This is a genomic window from Rothia sp. HMSC061E04 (assembly GCF_001813685.1).
In the GTDB taxonomy this organism is placed as follows: Bacteria; Actinomycetota; Actinomycetes; order Actinomycetales; family Micrococcaceae; genus Rothia; species Rothia mucilaginosa.
Window position 1 is genome coordinate 161,955 of sequence record NZ_KV813703.1, and the last position, 20,904, is coordinate 182,858.

Below are 20,904 nucleotides of genomic sequence, written 5' to 3' on the forward strand. Positions count from 1 at the left end.
AAGGAAAACTCCCGAAATGGTGAACTGTGTGTACAGGTGGAGCCGGGGCGTCCGTTACCGGTCAGCGCGTGAGGCGGGTGTGCCGTAGGCGCGTATCGGGTGCCGTGACCGCACCGGGTGGGTGCGGTGGGCGTAGGAATCTGAAAGGCTCCTCTAAAGTGCAACATTATAACTCTGTTCAGAAAAGACCCAACAAATACAGCCACTATCTGGACGTAATCGCAATAGGTGGGCCGCTCAAACCCCACAGAAACAGATAAGAGCGGACATGGAAAATCCCCCGGAAAGATACAAGACATTACCTCATACCCTTCCGGGGGATTCCTATCGCCTATAGCGCTCGCAGTCGCGAGACCTCAGAATCGAGCGAAACGTTACTTGATGGTCGCCAGCACCGCACCGGAGGTGACGGTATCGCCGGCCTTAGCCGACAGTCCCGAAACCTTACCCGCCTTGTGCGCGGTAATGGGCTGCTCCATCTTCATCGCCTCCAGCACCAGAATCAGGTCGCCCTCAGCGACGGTGTCGCCATCAGAAGCTGCCACCTTCACGATGGTGCCCTGCATGGGGCTGGTCAGCTCGTCGCCGCCACCCTTTGCCGCGCTACGTGCCGAACGGGACTTGCGGGTCTTGGCGGCGGGCTTAGCGGCAGGCTTCGCGCCACCGCCCAGATCGGGCAGAGACACCTCCATGCGCTTGCCGTTAACCTCAACAACCACGGTGGTGCGCTCGTCCTCATCGGAGTCCACGCTGCCGGGCGCACCGGAGTACATGGGGATAGTGTTGTTGAACTCGGTCTCAATCCAGCGGGTGTGCACCTTGAACTCGCCGCCCTCAGCCGGCGCGAAGGCGGAATCATCCAGCACGACGCGGTGGAACGGAATGACGGTGGGCATACCCTCAATGGTCAGCTCAGCCAGGGCCCGGCGGGCACGCTGCAGAGCCTGCTCACGATCCGCGCCGGTAACAATGAGCTTAGCCAGCATGGAGTCGAAGTTACCACCGATAACGTCGCCAGCCACGAAGCCGGAATCCCAGCGCACGCCAGGGCCGGTGGGCACGGTCATCTTCTCGATCGTGCCGGGGGCAGGCATAAAGGAACGGCCCGCATCCTCACCATTAATACGGAACTCGAAGGAGTGACCGCGCAGAACCGGGTCCTTCTCCTCAATCTTCTCGCCGCGGGCAATACGGAACTGCTCACGAACCAGGTCCAGACCGGAAATCTCCTCGGAGACGGGGTGCTCCACCTGCAGTCGAGTGTTGACCTCAAGGAAGGAGATAGTGCCGTCGGTACCGACCAGGAACTCACAGGTGCCGGCACCCTGGTAGCCAGCCTCGCGCAGAATCGCGCGGGACGCCTCGTACAGGCGCTCGTTCTGCTCATCGCTCAGGTAGGGGGCGGGTGCCTCCTCAACGAGCTTCTGGTTACGGCGCTGCAGAGAGCAGTCACGGGTGGAAACCACCACAACGTTGCCGTGTGCATCCGCCAAGCACTGGGTCTCAACGTGGCGGGGCGAATCCAGGAAACGCTCGATGAAGCACTCACCGCGACCGAACGCCGCGGTAGCCTCACGAACAGCGGACTCGTACATCTCAACAATGCTCTCGCGGTCACGCGCCACCTTAATGCCGCGGCCACCGCCACCAAATGCGGCCTTCACCGCGATGGGCAGACCGTGCTCATCCGCGAAGGCAACAACCTCATCGGCGGACTTGACCGGGTCCTTGGTGCCGGGCACCAGGGGAGCGCCCACCTTCTGCGCGATGTGGCGTGCCGCCACCTTATCGCCCAGCTGGGTAATGGACTCGGGGGAGGGGCCAATCCAGGTCAAGCCAGCGTCAATGCACTTCTGCGCGAACTGTGCGTTCTCAGAAAGGAAACCGTAGCCGGGGTGCACAGCGTCAGCACCGGAGCGGCGAGCGATTTCAATGAGCTTGTCCATGACCAGGTAGGACTGTGCCGCGGTGGCGCCGCCGAGAGCGTAGGCTTCATCGGCGAGCTTCACGTGCTGGGAGTCGCGGTCGGGGTCAGCGTAGACAGCGACGGTCTGCAGACCCTCATCGCGGGCTGCACGAATCACGCGGACAGCAATTTCGCCGCGGTTAGCGATCAGAATCTTGCTGACCGGGCCGGTGTGACGGCCGGGGACTGCAGTAAATTTCTTGGCGGCTTCTGCCTGGTGCTGAGTCACTTAAAGCTCTCCTTTAATCTCCTGCTCCAAGGATACATCGGCAGGATTGGCGAATATAACGCGCATCATACTGTTCTATCTTATCGATTGGTGTTCAATAATGTGTATTTCAGGGCACGCTTTGAGACAGATTTATACGATTGCGCTGAATCTAATCTTCATTTTGGGGCGCCAGCCACAGCTCGGTCACCGCAACCTCGCGGCGGCGCAACATATCGCGTAGCGCGTGGGTGGACAGGCCCACCACCGTGTGGAACTCACCCTCAATACCGCGAATAAATGCCGAACCGTAACCGTCCAGGGTAAAGGAACCGGCTACCCAGAGCGGCTCACCGGTAGCAATGTACGCCTCGATTTCTTCGGGGCTGAGCGTATCAAAGTGGACGGTAGCGCTGCGCAACTCAGAAACGGTGGGCAGCTCAGAAGTAGCGGATAGCTCGGCACCCGGTTCAAGACCGCGCAAATCCACTAGAGCGTGACCGGTATGCAGCACACCGTAGTTGCCGCTCATTGCGCTGATGCGCTCGCGTGCCGCCTCGGCAGTGTGCGGTTTACCGTAGGCAATGCCGTCAAACTCGAACACCGAATCGCAGCCCAGAACCAGCGCATCGCGCACCCCCTCGGCGGCGAGTTCGGCGGCAACTGCCTGCGCTTTCAGCTGCGCCAGCAGGGAAGCGGTCTCAGCCGGGGTGAGTCCTTTCCGACCCTGGGTGCGTGCCTGTTCGTTAGCGGCGGCAAGTGCGGCGTCCTCATCTACGGAGGAGACGCGCACCGTGAACGCGATGCGGGAATCTTCCAGGAGCTTGCGGCGCGCCGGGGAGGCAGAAGCAAGAATCAAACGGATCGGTGTGGTACTCATAGGTTCTATTTTAGAGCCTTGCGGGTGAGCCTTACCCTCGAGTGCAGATGAAGGGTGTCAAGAAGCTGGGGGAATGGGCGGAAAAGTAAGGGGAGACGAAAAGAGCGTGTCCCATCCCCCTCAACCACGTAGGAGATGGAACACGCCGTTCAAAATCATAACTCTTCTCAAACCTTAAAGAAAAAAGAATCAATAGTGACACTTTTATGACGTTTGACAAATGTATTTTGTCCATGCTGGGGCATGGGTGGTGGAGAAGCTACACGGTGCTAAGCGGTACCGCCTAGCGCCGTGTGCGTGAGCCTTCGTCAGATTAGCGGTGTGCCGCGGCGGTGTTGTCTTCCACCTCGTGAAGTCGCTGCGCCTCACCGGCAATGCGCTCATCGTAGAATTCCTGAGCCACGAAGCCGCCCTCCGAACGGGGAGCGTTGTAGAGCTCCTCATCCAAGATGCCCTCGCGGCGAGCCACAATCGCGGGAACCAGAGCCTGACCGGCAACGTTCAGAGCGGTACGACCCATGTCAACGATCGGGTCAATCGCCAGGAGCAGACCCACGCCGTCCAGCGGCAGACCCAGAGTGGAAAGGGTCAGGGTCAGCATCACGATAGCGCCGGTCGTACCGGCGGTCGCAGCCGAACCGAGCACGGACACCATCACAATGAGCAGGTACTGGGTGAAGTCCAGCTGAATACCGTAGAACTGAGCCACGAAGATTGCGGCAAGAGCCGGGTAAACCGAAGCGCAGCCGTCCATCTTGGTGGTTGCACCCAGCGGAACCGCGAAGGATGCGTAGGCGCGGGGAACGCCCAGGTTGCGTTCGGCAACAGTCTGGGTCATCGGCATCGAACCCATCGAAGAGCGGGACACGAAGCCCAGCTGGAGCGCCGGCCACACGCCCGAGAAGTACTGGCGGACCGACAGGCCGTTTGCGCGAACAATAATCGGGTAGACCACGAGGAAGACCAGCAGTAGGCCAATGTAGAGGGCGATGACGAACGCGACCAGCGAACCCATCGACGCCCAACCGTACGCGAACACTGCCTTAGCAATCAGACCCACGGTACCCAGCGGTGCTAGGCGAATAATCCACCACAGAATCTTCTGAATAATTGCCAGGGCGCTCTTGACCACATCAATGAACGGCTTGGCTGCCTCACCGACCTTCAGCGCGGCAATACCGACCGCGCCGGAAATGACCAGGACCTGCAGCACGTTGAAGGATGCCGAGGCGGTGATGCCGGAATCACCTGACTTAGCGCTGACGCCCAGACCCAGGAAGTTCACCGGAATCAGACCGGTCAGGAACGCGGTCCACGAGCCGGTCGAGCCGGTGTACGCCTTGCCTTGCACCTGCGCGCCCACGCCCGGCTGAACGATCAGGCCCATCGCAATACCGATGAGCACCGCGAAGAATGCGGTAATCGCAAACCAGATGAGCGTGTTGACCGCCAGGCGCGCCGCGTTAGTCACCTGCGACAGGTTAGAGATGGAGGCGACCACGGCGGTGAAAATCAGCGGAACAACCGCCGCCTTCAGCAGGGTGACGTAGGAGGAGCCGATGGTATCTAAGGTCACCATGAGCCAGTTGGGGCTGCTCTTTGCGTCCCCACCCAGTGCGAGGGCGAGCGCGCCGAGAACAATGCCCAGAATGAGGGAAGCAATGATTTGGTTGCCGAAAGAAGTAGCCCACTTGGGCAGACGTGAACGAGATGATGCATGCGGTGTAGACATGTGGCATACTCTAAAACTTTTGCGCGCTCCGGCGCGAGTTTGTGTGAAGAAGTGTTTCAATCCGGTGCAGTGTAGGGGATGTGTGACGAACCGTGACCATCCTGTGGCATCTTTCGGCTGTACATCCCGCAGTCTAACCAGCAACGCAGCCCAACCCAGCTGCCCAACCAGCAACGCCGCCAGTTGCCCCCCCCACATAGGCGGTTAAATTGGCTGATAGTTAATTAGGAATCGCCGCAAAAGCAAACAGAAAGGAAACAACTGCGCAACATGCGGGGAAGCTTGCTGAGATTTTGCCGTCAGCTAATAATCCGAAAGCTAGAGCTTGATATGCTGGAACCACACCGATAGTCCGGCGAAAGTCGCGGATAATGCTATACCCACTCAGCTTCATGTACGCGTTGAGCGTTACGCCACGCACCACCTTTCAAGGAGAGATGCATGAGTTCTGCTCCCAAATACCCCGGCGGAACCACCACCCCTAACGGCCCGAAGAAGCCCCGCAATCGCATGGAAGCGGTTGCAGATTTTGCTACCCGCGCCGCACAGACCTCAGCCCAGCAGACCCTGAACCTGGGTGCTACCCGCCCCGGCATCGCCAAGATGATTGCCGTAGCGGGTGCTGGCGTGCTGCTGGTTGGCGGTGGCATCTTCGCCTACAACTCCATGCACCAGGAAGAGAACGCATTCCTGTCGCAGGGCGAAGAGTACGCCCGCGTCTGCCAGGACGCGAAGACCGGCCTGCGCGTGGAAGATAGCGAATGTGAGAAGGCAGGCGTTCAGGAGCCGACCGACTCGCCCTCGGCCTCTTCCACGGAGTCCTCAAGCTCTTCTGGGTCTTCCGGTTCCTCCAGCTCTTCGGGCTCTTCTGGGTCGTCGGGCACTTCCGGTTCGACCACCACCCACAATAATTCGAATGCGTTCCTCTGGTACTACCTGGGTCGCCAAAGTGCCGCTAATTCTTCCGGATCCCACTACATTCCTCCTGTAGGCTCCAAGCTTTCCGGAGGCAGCACCACCCGCCCCAGCAACGGCACCGTCTACAGCGGCGTGTCCTCCAAGGGCGGCGGCTTCGAGGACTCCTACCGCACCGCGAAGAAGTCCTCCACCGTTTCCTCCGGCAAGGTGACCAGCACCAATAACTCCGGAAAGACCTCCTCGGTGCGTAATAAGACCACCGGCTCGGTCTCCAGCGGTAAGCAGGGCACCAGCAATAGCGGTAGCACCGGCTCCTACAGCAAGTCGAACACCTCGAAGTCCGGCTCCAAGTCGGGTTCGTCCTCGAAGTCTGGTTCTTCGTCCAAGTCTGGCTCTTCGTCGAAGTCCGGTAGCAAGGGCGGTTTCGGTGGCGGCTCGAAGTCCGGCGGCGGTACCTCCGGCGGCTAAGCCATAAGCCATCACACTGAATGCGGGCAGGGACTGAACGGTCCCGCCCGCATTTTCCTCATTAGAACAACCAAACCCGCGGTGACGTAACAACACCGCTTTCCATTCACTACTTCGAAGGAGCCTAGCCCCTCATGCGCCGCGAAGAATTTCCCGTCGGCCGACCCGACTGGGAGAACGTCATCATTGAGGAAGGCCTCACCTACAGCGTGGACGGCCCCCACGACACCGACCACTACTGGAACGAATACGCCGCCTACATTTTCAGCCCGCAAGAAATGGACTCTGTGCGCGCCCAGGCAGAAGAAATGCACCGCATGTGCCTGGAAACCGTCGAGTACATTGCCTCCGGCGCGTTCGGTACCCTCGGCCTGCCCCAGGCGGCATTCAACCTCGCCGTAGAATCCTGGAACCGCCGCGACGCCGACTTCTACGGACGCTTCGACTTCACCTACTCGGGTGTGCCCGGCGACCCCATGAAACTGCTCGAATACAACGCCGACACCCCCACCGGCATCGTGGAGGCGGCAGTCAGCCAGAAAACCTGGGCGAAAGACCAGCGCCTCGACACCCGCGGCTACGTCCACTGGGGTGAAATCGGCGAAGCCTTCACCAACCGTTGGCGCCACATCTTCGCCCCCGAAATCACCGCGGGCGTGCAGCCCGTACTGTACCTGGCGCATGTTCCCTCTGAGATTGACGAGAACAACGAGGACTACAACAATCTCTGGCTCATCGCCTACTCGGCGCAGCAGGCGGGCATCAAAACCCATATGATTCCCATCGACGAAATCATCTTCAACGATGAAACCAAGAGCTGGGAAGACGCCTACGGGCGCGCCATCACTAACCTCTTCAAGCTCTACCCCTGGGAAGACCTGGTCACCGACAGCGAAGCAGGCTACGACAAGCTCCTCTTCGCCTACCACGGCGCCATGGACCGCTGGATTGAGCCAGCGTGGAAGATGTTCCTCTCCAATAAGCTGCTGCTCGCCGCGCTATGGGATAAGTACCCGGGCCACCCGAACCTCGTACCCACCTACGCGGGTCACCGCGGCGGCATGCGCAACTGGGTTCGCAAGCCTATCTTCGGACGCGAAGGCGACGGCGTAGAAATCTACGCCCCCGACTACGACGTCTTCATCAAGCCCGAAGACGACGACTTCTTCGCCAACGCCCCCGAAAGCGAATTCATCTACCAGGAGTACATCCCGGCACCGCGCTACGAAGGCATTATCAACCCGGTCAGCCACCCCATCCTCGGCGTGTGGGTGGTCGACGGACGCACCGTAGGCGTGGGCATCCGCGAATCGAACGGTGCGCTCACCGACTACTGGTGCCGCTTCGCCCCACACCTAGTGGATCTGAACGACTCCACCGGCATGGGATTCGGCGCCACCGACCACGGCACCGCAAACTTCGGATAGCCTTCAGAAGACATAGCCCCCAGAAGACACGAAAATACAGCGAAGCCCTCGCCTCAGCCAAAGCTGAGGCGAGGGCTTCATCTATAGAGTTCCTCTTTTAAAGACTCCAGTTCAGAGATTCTTGTATAGAGACTCCAGAAATCCACTCGTCGAAGGGCAAGCAGACGAGAGGCTACTCGTCGTCATCCTCATCGTCGTCATCCTCAGTATCCAGAGGAAGCATCATCTCATCGGTCAGGGCGCGGCGCAGAGTGTCCAGACCCACCGAACCGAGCAGAAGCGCACGCGTGTGGAATGCACGCATGTCATCGCCGCGGCGCAGAGCCTGATCGCGCAGCTCCAGCCAGAGGCGCTCGCCAATCTTGTAGCTCGGCGCCTGACCCGGCCAACCCAGGTAACGCAGGAACTCGAAACGCTGCTGACCCTCAGACTCGTCCAGGTTCAGCTTCAAGAACTCGTAACCCAGCTCAGAAGTCCATATGGTGCCCGGCTCAACGCCCAACTGCTCAGCCCACTCAGCGGGAATCGGCATCTCGCAGTGAACACCAATATCGAAGACCACGCGGGCGGCGCGCATACGCTGAGCGTTCAGCATACCCATGCGGTCACCCGGATCCTTCAGATAGCCCAATTCCTCCATGAGGCGCTCGGCGTACAGCGCCCAGCCCTCACCGTGACCGGAAACCCACAGCATGTTCGTGCGCCAGGAGTTCATGGTGCCCTTCAGAGCCGTGGCGATAGCAATCTGCAGGTGGTGGCCCGGAACGCCCTCGTGGTACACAGTGGAGGTTTCACGCCAGGTAGTGAACGTGTCCTCACCTTCGGGAACCGACCACCACATGCGGCCCGGACGCGAGAAATCGGGGGAGGGGCCGGTGTAGTAAATACCGCCCTCGTTCGTGGGCGCAATGCAACACTCAATACGGCGCATGGGGCCGCCAATTTCAAAGTGAGTATCCGCCAGGTTCTCTACCGCGGCGTCGGCGAGCTTCTGCATCCACGCCTTCAGCTCATCGGTGCCGTGCAGCTGACGTGCCGGATCCTCATCGAGCAGCTGCTTCGCACGCTCAATGCTTGCACCCGGCTCAATCTCCTCGGCAACCTCACGCTGACGAGCAATAATGCTCTCCAGCTCCTTCACGCCCCAGGCGTAGGTTTCATCCAGGTCAATGGTGGTACCCAGGAACGAACGGGAGTGCAGGCTGTACGCCTTACGGCCCACAGCATCGCGGGAGGGCGCGACCGGCTGAAGCTTCTCCACCAGGTAGCTGTTGAGGCGGCGGTAGCCTTCCTTTGCGGCCTCGGCACCGGCGGCAACCTCATCCTTCAGAGAGGGCACAGCTGCGGCAACCTCGGCGGCAAGCTCGTCAAAGAAACCGCCGGGAGCATAGTATGCAGCGGTCTGCTCAATGACAATATCCACCTGGCGGCGCGGGGCAACCTTACCCTCTTCACGAGCCGCCTCGAGAGTCTGGATGTAGCCCTCCAGCGCCTCGGTCACGCGGTGCATACGACCAATAATGTGCTCCCAGTCCTGCTGGGTGTTGCGCTTCATCAGGTCAAAGACGGAGCGCACCTCCTGCGGGACGGAGGCAATATTGTTCATCTGCCAGCCACCAAAGCCAGCCTTGTACTGCTTGCGGTACAGGCTCAGGCGCTCCTGCAGAGCATCCAGGGTGACCAGGTCAACGTCATCAATAGGCAGGACGTTATCGACCTTCTTCAAAGTCTTCTTCGCAAGGCGCGCAAAAGCCTTCTCACCGGCGGGTGAGTAATCGGGGTACAGAGTCTCTACGCCTTTACGGCCAAGCTCGGTCGCCTGGACGGGGTTCAGGTCGAGGACCTTTTCAAAGTATTCGTTAGCAATCTGATCGACGTCGGTCAGCGAGCGCTTCAATCGGTAGATGCTGGGAAGTTCCTGGTAAGTGCTCATGTTCATATCCTAACGCAGGGGTGTGCCTTCAACCACGATTTTCGGTGATTTGGGTCGCCTAAACCGGCAATATTACGGGCTGAGCGGCACCGAACGTGAGGAAAACGGCTCACCTGTGGACAACTCACCGGGACGCAGGCGCGAAAACGCCCCGGCTTTCCCCTCCTGAACGTGCAGGAAAGAGAAGACCGGGGCGCCACCAAGATGGGCTACAAGCTGCTAGCTGGCGACTTAGCTGGCGAAGTATTCGCCGTTGAGTTCCAGCAGACCGTTCGTGCCCTCGACCACGCCGAGGCGGTGGGCAATGAGGCGGTCCTGCAGCTCATCGCCGGACACCAAATCCACCAGAATGTTCGGGTACTTGGCCGAGCAGCGGATGAACTCGTCGTACGCCTCATCGCTGAACGGTGCGTTCGTGATGAAGGTGCCGAGCTGGCCGCCGCGGGCGTGAATCGCCAGGAAGAACGCGGTAATATCCTGCGGCTGAACGCTTGCGGAGAGAACACCGCCAGCTACCGGGCGCAGAGTACGCACGTAGAATGCGCGTTCTTTTTCGCCGGTGGCGGGGATTGCCACGCCGTCCACGCCCTGAGCTTCCAGAGTCTCTACCGTGTAGCCGCGCATCAGGAACAGATCGAAACCAATGCTACGGAAACGCTCCTCAGACACCTGAGCCAGCGCCGGAGCCAGAGCCTCGCGGCGGAAGACCTGGCGGTAACGCTTCAGTGCCTCACGCACCTGAGCGGCAGCCACCTGCAGCGCGGTCGAGGGCTCAGCAGCCGAACCAGCCGGAGCGGAAACAACCGGCTGAACGGGAGCTACAACGGGTGCAGAAACAGCAGGAGCGGGCACGGCAGACTGAGCGGTAGCCGCAGCGGCCGGTGCCGCCGGAACATCAGCGGGTGCCTGGGCAGTAGCCGCCTGGGTAGGAGCCGCCACCTGCGAACCAGCCGGACGCGCCAACAACGCCGGAGAAGCACCCGGCACCGGAGCCAACGGCTCACGCGAAGCACCCTCACGAGCCGCCAGGCGAGCCTGACGCTCCGCCGCGCGCGCCTCCTTAGCCGCCTGAAGAGCCTCCTCACGAGCCTGCAACTCAGCCGCAATATCCTGAGGCAGCTTGTGCTTGAGCGACTGCGGCGGCAGCGGCGCCATGCGGGCGGTCACCGCCTCCGGAGCACCCTCCGGGAATCGCTTGAGCAGCTCCTTACCCGCCTCGCTCAGCTCGTAACGCTCCGGGTTCTTGCGGGAGGTACGACCGGTACCCTCACGCAGAGCGTTCAGGTAGCGTTCGCCCTTGAGCACGTGCATCGCCACCGAATAGCGGTTACGCAGACGCGGGGTCAGCTTATAACGGTGCGGAGCGACCTCACCCTGCAGGTACGGGATATCCAGAGCGAGCTTCAACTCATCGTAAATGTCGTAGTAGGAGATACGCGGGTTCTCCTCAACAATTTTCAGAATCGGGTGCAGCAGCTGATGCGGGTACGGCAGAGCGTCCACCGCCGCAGGATCGAGCAGAGCCGAAGCCACCAGCTTCTGAACGCTCGGCTCAACCATCTGCGCCAGAGCCGGCGCGAACGCAGGACCCAGCGAGTAGACAGTCTCACGCTCGGAGAGGTAATGGTGGGCAATCAGCACATCGTAGAGGTAATCCTGCGCGTCAATCTGCACAAAATAGGGGTTCGAGGACGCCTGCTGAATGCGCTCGTCGCGGTCAAAGACCTGCTCCAGGCTCGGAAGGCTCAGCTCCACATCGGCGCCATGGTCGTTGAGGGTGTCGAGCAGAAGAACACCCATATGGGTCAGCAGAGCATCGGTTGTGGCAATATCCTCAGCCGTAATGGAGGCGCCCTCATCCTTCACTAGCGCCAGCACGGAGCTCAGCTCGCTTGCCGGCACGCTGGTCTCCTCGTGGCGTGCCACCAGCTCCTTCGCCGAAGGCGACAGTGAGTACAGAGTCAGCGGAGAGTCCGTGTGCTCGTGAATAGTCTTGGTGCGCAGGTAGCCCTCGCGGGTCAGCAGGCTCAGCGCCTGAGCAATCACCGGCTCAATAATGCGCTGCTCCAGGTACGACAGACCGTACCAGCCCTGCACAAAACCGCACTCGCGCAGCACCAGCTCGCGAATCTTCACGGGCACCGCTGCGGGGTAGGACGGGGTAACACTCAGGACGATGGGCAGAAGCTCACGCACCGTAATGTGCGAGAGCAGAACCGGGTAGAACTGCTTCAGGTAGTAGAGGTACACGCCGCTGAGGAGAGGCAGAACCGACAGGAGTGCCTGCGCCTGCTGTTCCTTCGGGGTACCGAGCAGCTCGCGGCCAGCCTCGCTGAGGGTGTAGTGCAGGTTGCCCGGATGCAACTGGCTGAGGGACACCTCAAGATAGTCAGCGTTGACCAGCGCCGCGATCAGCTTATTGAGCGCCTCACGGAAGAGAACATTGTCACCGACCGCAATGAAACGCTGAGTCATATTGAAACCCAGGTCCACACCTACGGGGGTATACATATCGGGGAAGAAAACCTTCTCACCACGGTCCTGAGCGCGCTCAAAATGGCGGAGCAGGGAGAAAGCCGCCGCAACGCTGAGAGCGCGTGCTTCCTCGGGTAGGGTCTCCCACGAGGTTTCCTGCTGCAGAGAGTGCAATTCGGAATGGTCGATATGGAGCATTGTTTTATTCACAAAAGCCACGCTGGGCTCCTTATCTGGTGTTATTTATCGTGCGGGCATTCTTCATAAAGTGCAGTCATTCGAGCGGGAAAATAATCACACAATACTGGCGACACCATCTTTATTTTTGGGTCGGCACTTTGGTAACCCGTCGTGAAGAGAAGCAGGAAAGGCGGATTTCTCAGCCCGTTTCGCTTACGTACCGTCTTCTATGACGTGCACTTGGAAAGAACGCTATAAATTATGGTGAAGTGATGATACCGTCACGGGTATATACACTTCGTGAAATAATGCGAGTATATATAACGCATTACCCTCCCATTGTATCGGCTGGTTCAAGAAATAACCTAGATTTCTAAAACCAGCCGATATATGAAAAATATCCTCAAGGAAAAGTGAAAATGCATTAAGTGAAATAAAGCAGGAAATGCGCGAAGACCAGAGACATTCAGAGAGAAATACTCACCTCAAAACACCCTGGCTACTCCATGCCGCGAGCAAAATACTCCTCATCAATGCGATAACCGCACTCGCCCTCACCATCAAGCACGCCTACACGATGGCGAATCATCAGCTCCACCAAGTGGTGCTGATTAACCAGAGCAATATTGCGTGCGCCCGGCAAACCCTGCAAATACTCAGGCACCGGATGCGCAAAAGCGCCGCAGGTCACCAAAACACCCTGCAAACCGCCGTGCAGAAGCACCGCACCAGCAAGCTTCTGAATCTCGTTGGGGGTGACCTTCATAGTTCCGCAATAATGCTTCACCTGAATATAAATCGGCGCAAAATCCAGACCGTCAGAATAGCGGGCAATAACATCCACGCCCTTATCGTCGGCGCCGCCGGTTACCTCGGTCGTAAAACCGAGAGCCGTAAAAATATCGGCAACAATCTGCTCAAAATATTCTGGCGTCACCGCGTGAATATGCTGAATCAAATCCTGCGTAAAATGCTCCGCAAACTCAGCCTGAGCGTGAATCACCGGCGAATCGCTGGCACGCAAAATTATATCCAGCGGAGACTGACCGGCAGGCCAAGAATTCGCAGGTCCAGCAGAATTCAGGGCGGGGATAGGGTAGCCGGCATCGGTTGCATCATAAGCAGTGGGGTTCAGCTGAGCATGATCAGCGCCTGAGAAATGCGGCAGGATATTAAGGGTGCCGGTATCAGAAGCGCCAAAAATGAGGCGATGCTCCTCCTGTGCATTCTCCAGTAGCGCGTTCGCCTGCTTCTTCAGCTTTTTCACGCTTTTCGCCGTCAAACTCTGAGAGCACAACACCTGCACCTGCTTCACCACACGCGGCGGCACCGAACCGTGCAGATGCGGGGTGCAGGTCAGCTCGGCGCCCAGGGGAGTGAGCAGGTACTTCCTCTTCTCCCACGGGGTCAAACGAGGCATAAGCTGGGCATAACGAAGTGCCACCAAGATTTTCAAGGTGGTGCGCACAGCCACCGCAAAATCGGTGGATTCAAGAGCCGGTAGGTTCTTCTTCGACCCCAACGCCTTAGTCTGCTGCCGCAACTGCTCGCTAACATAGGCGGCGGTGCGGGGCACAGTCTTCGACAAGCGCCGTAGCGTCGGCAACAGAAGCGTGATATAGACATCCGGTGGGGGCCTATGGTTTTTATTCAGCATCTTTGCCATGGTCCCTGCCAATTATTGATACTTATGTGATGATATATACATCCTAGCATCAGGGCATATCATCATCGCTTTATCGCTTCTAATATGACAAAATCGCAAGAATCAGCGCATTAGATGTTCAATAGCGCAATATAAATCTCAAATTTAAAGCAAAACAATATATTCCCGCCACACCAGTTGGCGTGACGGGAATATAAGAAGCAGAGTTATCCGCTCGCGCTACCTGGGGCGAGCGCGCCTCCACGAACCGGGACCGGGACGCAACGAAACACCCAGGCGCTGACCGCGGTTCAGGATGCGCGAAGCGGCACCGACCAGCAAGTTCTGCTCCTGCTGCGCGGCATTCGCCTGCATCATCGCAACCACAGCGGTGAGGGCGGCAATCTCCTCCGGAGTGGGGGAGCCCTTAACCACTTTCAGCAGAGGCTCCTGCTCAGCGTCAGTATCTACCGAAGACTGAACGGAATCCTTCGGCGGGGCACTGGGTGCGGTATCTGCGTGCGCAGAAGAATGTGCGGAGCTACGCTCAAGCTGCTCGGAGCTCTCAGCAGCCTCCGAACTATCCTTCTTTTTGCCGAATGAGAAATAACTCAGCGGGTTGTATCCTGCCAAAGGCACGCCTCCTTAGAAAACCTAAAATCCAGTGAATGCCCGTGCCACAAATGGTGCGGGCGCAACGGAAGCCTACAGCGGGATGTTGCCGTGCTTCTTTGCCGGGGTAGACGCACGCTTATCGTGCAGGGCCCGCAGTGAAGAAATAATGCGCACGCGAGTCTCACTCGGGGCAATAACCTCGTCAATGTAACCTAGCTCAGCAGCCTGGTACGGGTTCAGCAGCTCTTCCTCATACTTGGTAATCAGCTCAGCGCGGCGGCCCTCAACATCGCCGCCCTCAGCCGCCAGAGCAGCCAGCTCACGGCGGTACAGAATATTCACCGCACCCTGAGCACCCATCACACCAATTTGAGCGGTGGGCCACGCCAGGTTAATATCGGCACCCAGCTTCTTCGAACCCATCACAATGTACGCGCCGCCGTACGCCTTACGGGTAATGACGGTAACCAGCGGAACGGTCGCCTCCGCGTAAGCGTAGAGCAGCTTAGCGCCGCGGCGAATAATGCCGTTGAACTCCTGATCGGTACCGGGCAGGAAGCCGGGAACATCCACAAAAGTCAGAATCGGAATGTTGAACGCATCGCAATGACGCACAAAACGGGCAGCCTTCTCGGAGGCAGAAATGTCCAGGCAACCAGCGAACTGCATCGGCTGGTTCGCCACAATACCGACCGTGTGGCCCTCAACACGGGCGTAACCAATCATCACGTTCGGGGCGTACATCGCCTGCATCTCCAGGAAATGACCGTCATCCACGACGGACTCAATGACCGCGCGCATATCGTAAGGCTGGTTCGCCGAATCCGGGATGAGAGTATCCAAATCCAAATCATCTACGGTTACCACGGGCTCCTGGTCATGCTCCAGGGGCAGAGGCTCCGCAAGGTTGTTCGAGGGTAGGAACTCTAGGAGCTCACGCACAAAATCGAACGCGTCTTCTTCATCCTCAGCCAGGTAGGTGCTGGTACCGGTCACAGCGTTATGCTGACGCGCACCGCCGAGGGTTTCCATGTCCACGTCCTCACCGGTCACGGTCTTAATGACGTCCGGGCCGGTAATGAACATGTGTGAAGTCTTATCCACCATGATGATGTAGTCAGTCAGAGCGGGGGAGTACGCGGCACCGCCAGCGCAGGGGCCCATAATGACCGAAATCTGCGGAACCACACCGGAGGCGCGCACGTTCATGCGGAAAATATCGGCAAACATCGCCAGGGAAGCCACGCCCTCCTGAATACGGGCGCCACCGCCATCGTTAATGCCGATAACCGGGCAGCCGTTCTTCAGCGCGAACTTCTGCACCTTCACAATCTTCTCGCCGTTCACCTGCGAGAGAGAACCGCCGTAGACGGTGAAATCCTGCGAATACACGGCAACCAGGCGACCATCCACGGTGCCGTAACCGGAGATCAAGCCGTCACCCAGAGGCTTCTTCGCCTCCATGCCGAACGCGGTGGTGCGGTGGCGGGCGAGGGCATCAAACTCTACGAAAGAACCCTCGTCCAGAAGCATGTCGATGCGCTCGCGGGCGGTGTTCTTACCGCGTGCGTGCTGCTTTTCAATAGCTGCCTCACCGCTGGGCGCGAAGCTACGCTCTCGACGTGCATAAAAATCAGCGAGCTTACCGGCGGTGGTGCTCAAGTCAAAATCCTGCTGGAGGTTCTCGGACATTATTCCTCGTTCCTGCTCCACCCGATTGTCGGGAGCCAGTGGTTGCGGTGATGGCTGCTCAGGTGCCCCGAAAGGCACTCTTGAACAATGTGCATATCTTTCAACTATAGTGCGAACTAGGGCACATATGCCAGGTGAGAAGCCAGAATACCAACACTAGATACACTTTTATGCACACACTACCCGCAATGATGCGCGAAGAGCGCGGAAGAGGCATCTAGAATGCAAAGACACGATGCAGAAAACCCCCTCTCGCACCGGCAATCCTTGTCGGCGAAAGGGGGTTCAAGCTACTTGAACTTTGCGAAATTTAGATAGTGCCCAGGACCGGGTTCCACTCGGTGATGGTGTGAGACAAAACCGCGCCACCAATGTTCATCGGGTCGCCAACAACCAGCTTCTCAGCTGCCTCAACGGAGTCGACCTTTGCAATCAGCAGAGCGCCGGCGGGGGTCTCGCCATCCAGCAGGGGACCGGAAACAATCAGGTTGCCCGCCTCAATCTGCGAACCAAGGTACTCGCGGTGAGCCGGACGGTACTTCGCCTGCTCCTCGGGAGCAGCGTAAACGTAAGTAATTGCGTAATAAGCCATAGCGTTCTTCTTTCGAGCAGGGCGGAGGAACCTCCGCAGCCGGTCGGTGCTTGATGCACCCTCACTGTCTAATGTACCGTCTCGGGTACCGGGTGGGCATCACCGGCGGCAAGAAATTGATATGGTGAGAAATCAGCGTGACTCGGCTGAAGCTTGTAGGTTTCGGTGACGGGTCGGCATACTGCAGGGCAGTTTCGGACAGGGTAGAAAGGCGCAAGCTATGGAGGAGAATATGTACACCGAGAGCGATCATTCGGTTTTGGACGCACCGCGCATCCGCACCATCGCGCTGGAGGCGGGCTACTCCAACGTAAACCTCTACGATGAAGTTGACTCCACCACCACCCGCGCCCGCGAACTACTCATGGACGGCACCGACCCCGAACGCGAACAGCTTGGCGAGCTCTCCGTCTACGCCAGCCTCTACCAAAGCGCCGGACGTGGCCGCCTCGCCCGAGCCTGGACCGCCCCTCCCGGAGCCTGCCTCGCCGCAAGTATCGTGGTGCGCCCGCACGCCTCCGCAGACCCGCTCGCCCGAGAGCTACCCGAAGACAGCTACCACTGGATGACCCTCATCGCCGGGCTCAGCGTGGTCGATATTTGGCGCAGATACGGCGTGGATGCCGCCCTCAAATGGCCCAACGACGTCATCGCGCAGGGCGCTAAGGGGTGCGGAATTCTCGCCCAGCTCGTTCCTGAAAGCGGCGCTAACGAGGGGCAGCGCAGCATTATTGTGGGCATCGGCCAGAACACGAACATGTCCGCCGAGCAGTTGCCCGTACCCACCGCCACGAGCCTGAGCCTGTGCACCGGTACTGTGATTGACTCCTCCGAGGTGCTCACCCGACTGCTTGGCATCTTCGCCCGCCGCTACCGCGCCTTCGTGCGCGCCGGCGGCGACCCCGAACGCCCCGACCCGCTCACCCCTGATGGCCTCAGCCTGCTTGACCAGGCGCGCGCTGCCACCGCAACCCTCGGCGCCAGCGTGCGCATGAGTCTGCCCGACGGAAGCACCGTAGAAGGCACCGCTGAAGACCTCGACGCGCAGGGGCGCATCCTCATCCGCCGCGAGGACAGGGCCCTAGAGCCCTACGCGGTGGGCGATATTGAGCACCTTCGCCCCGCCAACGGTAGCTACGGAGATTTTCAGCAGGCACACTAGAACCAACCCCTAAAATTTCAGCCCACAAAATTTCTGCCCGGCACGGCAGCACCCCTCAACCCACACCACCTCAACCGGCGCCTCCAGCCGGAATATAACAACCAGCACAGCTAAGGACCACCATGCGTTTGCGCGGAAAACTTAACCCCGGTGAGCATGTCATCATTGCGACCCGACAGCACTACGGTGCCCTGCTGCCCACGCTTGCCTATCTGCTGGTTGCGATTGCCGCATCAACCTTCGCCTCCACGGCACGGTCCTCACCGATTCTGTGGACTCTCGGCATGATCTGCGCGGTAGGTACCCTGCTCGGTGCTGTGCGCACCGCCTGGCGTTGGGTAACCACCTACTACCTGCTGACCACCCACCGGCTCGTGGTTCGCCGCGGTGTGATGACCCGAACCGGAGACGAATCCCTCTACCTGGATTCCATGGGGGAGCTTTGGGTAAAACAGCGCGGCCCGGGAGCCTGGCTAGGCTACGGTTCGGTGTACGTAGTGTGCCGCGGCGTGCATCACCGCCTGACCTACGTGCCCGACCCGAAGCGTTTTGAAAAAGAAATTAAAGCCGCCCGACGCGACTACTACGCCCTGCGCTCTCGCTATATTTAGAGCTTCTTCGCTCCCGTCGCCGACTCGGGCGGGAGCTGTCGGGTTGGCTCAGAGCCTAAATCAGCCGCCAAATCTGCCGAAAAAATGCGGATTAGAGTATTCTTAAATGTGAATTACTCCACTAAACTATCCTAGGGTGCGGGCGCTTTTGCGACCCAAACACCACAGCGGAGGGGTATATTAACAAGGCGCTACACGGTGAGCATCATCGCAGTGACGCAATGCAAAACCCACAGAGCGTAACGAGGCACCTCGTAACCTCGTGCCACCACGGTGTAAACCAGACAGTATTTTCCGGCAGAGATGAAAGGAGCGGCAGCGGCAATGAGCACGGCAGACCACCATGAACCTGCGCACTCTCCGCAGGGCACCGGCGCCACCATGGGCCCCGAAACCCAAATGCTCAACCTCAAAATCCTGCAGAATCTCGCGCAGAACAATATCTACCGCGACGAGGAATCCAAAGCAGGAATCCGAGCCCTCGAAAAGTCGCTCCTGGGACAGGGGCGCCGCTACACCCCCGTAGAAGCCGCAGAATGCGCCGGACTTCCCTTCGAAACCGCCCAGCGCATCTGGCACAACATGGGCTTCCCGACTATTCCCAACCACTCGCCATACTTCACCGAAACAGACGTGCAGATGCTCGCCGACCTACAGAAGTTGGACGCAGAAGGCGACATCCGCATGGAATATGTGGCATCCCTCGTGCGCGCCGAAGGTCAGCTGACCGACCGCACCGTCGCCTGGCAGATTGAGGCGCTCGTGCACAACATCATGGTCACCGAAAACCTCAGCGATAATGATGCCCGCCGCAAGCTCCTCAAAAACTTCCCGCGCTACCTCGAGGTTCTCGAGCGTCTGGCGCTATACGCATACCGTCGTCAGATGTACGCCGGAATCCTGCGCCTGGGATTGCGTGAGAACAATGTGACCACCTCCGGCCTTTCCCGCCTGCCCCTGGTGCGCGGCGTGGGATTCGTGGATCTGGTCTCGTACACCTCTCTGGTACGTAACCTAGACGCAGCGGCTCTTTCTCAGCTCATCAACCACTTTGAGCAGAGCTGCCTGGACGTTATCGCACCCCTGGGTGGTCGCATTATTAAGACTCTCGGTGACGAAGTTTTCTTCCTCACCGAAACCCCGGACGCTATCGCAGAAATCAGCCTGCAGCTCTCCGAAAAGATTGGTGCCGACCCGCAGCTGCCGGACTCCCGCGTCGCCTTCATCTGGGGCGAGGTCCTGGCTAACCGCGGTGATGTGTACGGCTCCAGCGTGAACCTGGCTGCTCGCCTGGTTTCCCTGGCTGAACCGGGTACTGTGCTGACCGATAATGAGACAGCAAACACGCTCCGACAGGTGGGAAATCGCTACAATCTCACCTCTCAGGGAACGCGAAATGTTAGAAGCTTTGGTAACGTAGACCCCGTGGCGGTGACTCGTCGCGTGAACTACACAATGGAGATAGACCTCTCATGACTGAACTGAAACTACGTACCGGTGGTGCAACGCACCGCGGCGCACATCGAGAAAACAACGAAGATTCGATGGTCGTCGCAGGTTCTCTTTGCGTGGTCGCGGACGGTATGGGAGGCCACGAGGCGGGCGAGGTTGCTTCGCGCCTGTGCGTGCGTCAGCTCGCCTACTCGCCCTTCTTCACCATGCCCGGTGGCCGTAGCGAAGAGGAACAGCAGACATATGCTGAGCGCCTCGCCGCTATTGACGAGGAAGACCCCACCAAGCGCCGCCGCCGCGCGAACACCCTGCTCAACAACGAAATTGTGGGCACCCTCAACCGCCTGCACGACATCATTGGCGAAACCAACGAAGAAATTAAGCAGGCGCTTTCCCGCTCCGGCGGTACGACCCTGACCGGTGCATGGCTGACCCGTATTGGCGACCGCAACCTGTGGGTTATCTTCAACGTGGGTGACTCCCGAACCTACCGCCTGTTGCGTGAGGACGATGGTATTCACCACTCCGCCATGGAGAAGCTACCCGGTTCCGAGGGTTCCGCCTCGCTGGAGCAGGTCACCACTGACCACTCCGAGGTGCAGTACCTGGTCGACGAGGGTCAGATTACCGCCCTGGAAGCGCTGACCCACCCGCGCCGCAACGTGATTACCCGCGCGCTGGGTACCGGCAACTACTGGGAACCGGACTTCTGGGTTCTGCCCGCCCGCGCCGGTGACCGCCTGATGCTCTGCTCCGATGGTCTTTCCGGTGAGCTTTCGCACGAATACATGGCGCGCGTACTCACCTCGATCCGCCACCCGCAGGATGCCGCTGACGTGCTCCAGCACGAGGCGCTGCGTTCCGGCGGCCGCGACAACATTACCGTGATTGTTGCCGACGCTGTCGAAGCCTAAACTTCATACCTTATGATTCATCCCCGTTTTCTTC

At 59.2% G+C, this 20,904-nt stretch carries 15 protein-coding genes; 6 read left to right on the forward strand and 9 right to left on the reverse strand.

Features of this window, described 5'->3' with window-relative positions; translation table 11 throughout:
• Window positions 1-374 precede the first annotated feature (374 nt).
• The 3 genes from HMPREF2927_RS05835 to HMPREF2927_RS05845 all read right to left on the reverse strand — a co-directional run bounded on the left by HMPREF2927_RS05835 (window position 375) and on the right by HMPREF2927_RS05845 (window position 4,786).
• The gene (locus HMPREF2927_RS05835; RefSeq protein WP_070686368.1) at window positions 375-2,195 is read right to left on the reverse strand and encodes an acetyl/propionyl/methylcrotonyl-CoA carboxylase subunit alpha; all 1,821 of its coding nucleotides are present in this window, start codon (window positions 2,193-2,195) and stop codon (window positions 375-377) included.
• Between the two features lie 151 nt (window positions 2,196-2,346).
• Window positions 2,347-3,054: a Maf family protein gene (locus tag HMPREF2927_RS05840; RefSeq protein ID WP_070686370.1), complete on the reverse strand. Its 708-nt coding sequence runs from the start codon at window positions 3,052-3,054 to the stop codon at window positions 2,347-2,349.
• A 313-nt stretch (window positions 3,055-3,367) separates the two neighbouring features.
• Window positions 3,368-4,786, reverse strand: a complete 1,419-nt coding sequence (locus tag HMPREF2927_RS05845; RefSeq protein ID WP_070686372.1) for a dicarboxylate/amino acid:cation symporter — start codon at window positions 4,784-4,786, stop codon at window positions 3,368-3,370.
• Window positions 4,787-5,227: 441 nt separating this feature from the next.
• On the opposite strand from HMPREF2927_RS05845, the gene HMPREF2927_RS05850 reads away from it, so the two are divergent.
• Window positions 5,228-6,172 carry a hypothetical protein gene (locus tag HMPREF2927_RS05850; protein ID WP_070686374.1) on the forward strand — a complete coding sequence of 315 codons (945 nt, stop codon included), beginning with the start codon at window positions 5,228-5,230 and terminating at the stop codon, window positions 6,170-6,172.
• 134 nt (window positions 6,173-6,306) lie between these two features.
• Window positions 6,307-7,599 (forward strand): glutathionylspermidine synthase family protein, encoded by a 1,293-nt coding sequence (locus tag HMPREF2927_RS05855; protein ID WP_070686376.1) that lies wholly within the window; start codon window positions 6,307-6,309, stop codon window positions 7,597-7,599.
• 172 nt (window positions 7,600-7,771) lie between these two features.
• Here HMPREF2927_RS05855 and HMPREF2927_RS05860 read toward each other — a convergent pair whose 3' ends face one another.
• From HMPREF2927_RS05860 to HMPREF2927_RS05885, 6 genes are all read right to left on the reverse strand, one after another.
• Entirely contained in the window at window positions 7,772-9,532 is a 1,761-nt protein-coding gene (locus HMPREF2927_RS05860) for a DUF885 domain-containing protein (RefSeq protein ID WP_070686378.1), read from the reverse strand.
• A gap of 231 nt (window positions 9,533-9,763) precedes the next feature.
• The gene (locus HMPREF2927_RS05865; RefSeq protein ID WP_070686380.1) at window positions 9,764-12,226 is read right to left on the reverse strand and encodes a restriction endonuclease; all 2,463 of its coding nucleotides are present in this window, start codon (window positions 12,224-12,226) and stop codon (window positions 9,764-9,766) included.
• Between the two features lie 460 nt (window positions 12,227-12,686).
• Window positions 12,687-13,775: a restriction endonuclease gene (locus HMPREF2927_RS05870; RefSeq protein ID WP_070686382.1), complete on the reverse strand. Its 1,089-nt coding sequence runs from the start codon at window positions 13,773-13,775 to the stop codon at window positions 12,687-12,689.
• A gap of 297 nt (window positions 13,776-14,072) precedes the next feature.
• The gene (locus HMPREF2927_RS05875; RefSeq protein ID WP_233992230.1) at window positions 14,073-14,471 is read right to left on the reverse strand and encodes an acyl-CoA carboxylase subunit epsilon; all 399 of its coding nucleotides are present in this window, start codon (window positions 14,469-14,471) and stop codon (window positions 14,073-14,075) included.
• A gap of 66 nt (window positions 14,472-14,537) precedes the next feature.
• Window positions 14,538-16,139 (reverse strand): acyl-CoA carboxylase subunit beta, encoded by a 1,602-nt coding sequence (locus HMPREF2927_RS05880; protein ID WP_070686387.1) that lies wholly within the window; start codon window positions 16,137-16,139, stop codon window positions 14,538-14,540.
• Window positions 16,140-16,449: 310 nt separating this feature from the next.
• Window positions 16,450-16,731: a YciI family protein gene (locus HMPREF2927_RS05885; protein ID WP_070686390.1), complete on the reverse strand. Its 282-nt coding sequence runs from the start codon at window positions 16,729-16,731 to the stop codon at window positions 16,450-16,452.
• 220 nt (window positions 16,732-16,951) lie between these two features.
• On the opposite strand from HMPREF2927_RS05885, the gene HMPREF2927_RS05890 reads away from it, so the two are divergent.
• From HMPREF2927_RS05890 to HMPREF2927_RS05905, 4 genes are all read left to right on the forward strand, one after another.
• On the forward strand, window positions 16,952-17,893 hold the full coding sequence (locus HMPREF2927_RS05890) for a biotin--[acetyl-CoA-carboxylase] ligase (protein WP_070686392.1): 942 nt from the start codon (window positions 16,952-16,954) through the stop codon (window positions 17,891-17,893).
• 122 nt (window positions 17,894-18,015) lie between these two features.
• Window positions 18,016-18,504, forward strand: a complete 489-nt coding sequence (locus HMPREF2927_RS05895; protein ID WP_070686394.1) for a YdbT family protein — start codon at window positions 18,016-18,018, stop codon at window positions 18,502-18,504.
• A 324-nt stretch (window positions 18,505-18,828) separates the two neighbouring features.
• Window positions 18,829-19,980, forward strand: a complete 1,152-nt coding sequence (locus HMPREF2927_RS05900) for an adenylate/guanylate cyclase domain-containing protein (protein WP_070686396.1) — start codon at window positions 18,829-18,831, stop codon at window positions 19,978-19,980.
• Window positions 19,977-20,870 carry a PP2C family protein-serine/threonine phosphatase gene (locus HMPREF2927_RS05905; RefSeq protein ID WP_070686398.1) on the forward strand — a complete coding sequence of 298 codons (894 nt, stop codon included), beginning with the start codon at window positions 19,977-19,979 and terminating at the stop codon, window positions 20,868-20,870. The genes HMPREF2927_RS05900 and HMPREF2927_RS05905 overlap by 4 nt, the downstream gene beginning before the upstream one ends.
• The last annotated feature ends 34 nt before the right edge of the window (window positions 20,871-20,904 follow it).